The following is a 2158-nucleotide window of genomic DNA, read 5'->3' as shown; positions in this document are numbered from 1 at the left end:
ACTGACGATCCCACCGACACCGTGAGCACCAACGCCCTGCCCGGCTGACCCCGGGCAGGGCGTTTCCGTCACCATGCGGCCCCAGCATCGATGCCGCCGACATCCTCATCTTCAACGTCGGGCAACACGCCTGGGCTATGGGCCTGGACTGCTGAAGTTCTTCTACCAGCTTCGCGATACCGACAGCGAGGCGCCACTTCGGCACCAGAGCCGGCGCGGCCGGATGCTGGCCACCCATCCGTCGGTGGAGCGGCGCATTGAAAAGCTTGAGAATCGACTCCTGGAACCATGGTCACGGCCTAAACGAGAGTCATTGCCACCACAAACATGAATCTGACAGGTGTCTGTCCCGGACGCTTCCATCCGCTCAGATCATCAAAAACCTGGCACGCTCCACAGGACATCCCGATATCGCTCCTCTGGGCAGTCAAGGCGGAGGTATTGTGACACCAAATACGGGGATCTCGACGGGTGACCCGCCGACCAACCTTCTCGCGCACGAGGTGCGTCTCGGCGAGGCGGAAGCGCGCGAGGAATTCGAACAGGCGCTCGCCTTGCCGGCGCAGGCGTTGGTGATCGGCATGCGGCAACGAATCTCCACCGTTGAAGTCGGCGGGATGACTTTCGGGCATGGCGCCGACACTTCCGGTCCGGGGCCGTGCATCAACTGTCCGCCACACACCCATGGATGCTGTGCGTGGCCGCTACTTCGACCTGGACTCAGTACAGCTAATTCACAGGAAGCGCAGTAGGGCCAGGTGAATCAGAAGCCATCTTCACCCCGGTGATCATGGATAGCATGCTGCGCATGTCGATTTCCGCGCGCACGAAGGAGGATCTGTTTCGGGCGGCGGGCAGCACCTGCGCCATCTGCCATCGTTCCTTGATCCTGGAGAGCGATGGCCGGGAAGGCTCGCACATCGCAGAGATGGCGCACATCGTGGCGCAGAAGCCCGGTGGGCCACGCGGCGGTGAACCCCGGCCGAGCGAGATCGACGGGGTGGACAATCTCATTCTGCTGTGCCCGTCTGACCACAGGATGATCGATAAACTGCCTTTCGGCCCGAGGCTTTACCCTGTGGCTACGCTGCGCGCTCTCAAGGCTGAGCATGAGGCGTGGATTGAGGTGGACCGTAGGCGCCCCGAACCGCTGCAGGACGATTCCAGCGCCGTCCGTGCTCCCGTCCCGGTGCGGGCGGAGGAGATCGTAGCTGTCGGCGGCGAACGCTATCGACTGTGCGCCTTACCCGAATACGCGGCGAGAAGCAGGAACGGCAAGGTACCGGACCGGATTGAGGGCAGCCTCGTCGAGCAGTGGTCGCATGACGGTGGCGCTGTCCGGTGTCAGGGCCACGCCTACCGTGAGGACGGGGAGGGCGGTCATGTGTGGCTGCGTCGGGTTTCCGCGCACGCTTCCTCGGCCGAGGGCGCCTTGTGGCGCAGGGCGGTAGTCGATGAGGCTGCCGTCCTTGTCGATCGTCTCCCCGCGCTGACCGGTTTGCCTAGTGTGCTGGCAGTCGAGGCAACCCCGACCGATGTCGCGCTTGTCACCGGGCTGCCATCGGTGACGTCGATAGACGACTTCTTCGCCGACCGCGGCCGCTCCGCTGCCGTCGTAAGAGTGCTGTTCACCGGTTTGGAGACGCTGTGCACTGCTTTGGGGGCGCTGCATGACGCCGGGCTGGCGCACCGAGCGCTCCACCCGGGAGCGATCCTGATCGATCGCCGGGGCCGCCTGCACCTACGCGATCTTGGCCGGGCAACCGATTCCGCCGCCGGGCAGTCGACCGGGGATGGCGCCGAGGATGTGCGTGCGCTGGCCGAGATCGTCTTCTTCCTGATCACCGGCAGTCCTCCGCTGGCAACGGGACCACAGGTGAGCGCGTCAGCGTTGAATCCGGTTGTTCCTGACCGGGCGTCGGCGGCGCTTATCCGTGCGTTGTCAGCTGAGCCGCGGGAGCGGGGCGATGTCAGACGGTTGGGCCGGGAACTTCGCGCCGCGCTCCGAGTCCGGTAGCGCGATGGGCACTGACCCTGGCTATTCGTGACGTAGTTCGTAATGCAGCCCGCTGAGATGCGAAAGGTGCGCCCGGCCTGCAAGGATGTGATTGCCTAGATCATGTCCATACAGGGAACGGGTGCACCTTTCTGGTGTCCA

2 protein-coding genes are annotated in these 2158 nt (G+C 64.4%); one reads left to right on the top strand and one right to left on the bottom strand.

Annotated features, from left to right (window positions below):
* Positions 1-299: 299 nt before the first annotated feature.
* Positions 300-632: a hypothetical protein gene (locus KGA66_RS28695; protein ID WP_211472692.1), complete on the bottom strand. Its 333-nt coding sequence runs from the start codon at positions 630-632 to the stop codon at positions 300-302.
* Positions 633-799: 167 nt separating this feature from the next.
* Between KGA66_RS28695 and KGA66_RS28690 the strand changes: the two genes are divergently transcribed.
* Positions 800-2017, top strand: a complete 1218-nt coding sequence (locus KGA66_RS28690; protein WP_211472690.1) for an HNH endonuclease — start codon at positions 800-802, stop codon at positions 2015-2017.
* Positions 2018-2158: the final 141 nt, after the last annotated feature.

This window comes from Actinocrinis puniceicyclus, from assembly GCF_018283645.1.
In the GTDB taxonomy this organism is placed as follows: domain Bacteria; phylum Actinomycetota; class Actinomycetes; order Streptomycetales; family Catenulisporaceae; genus Actinocrinis; species Actinocrinis puniceicyclus.
Note: the sequence above shows the minus strand (reverse complement) of the source record. Positions and strands in the feature narration are given on the sequence as shown.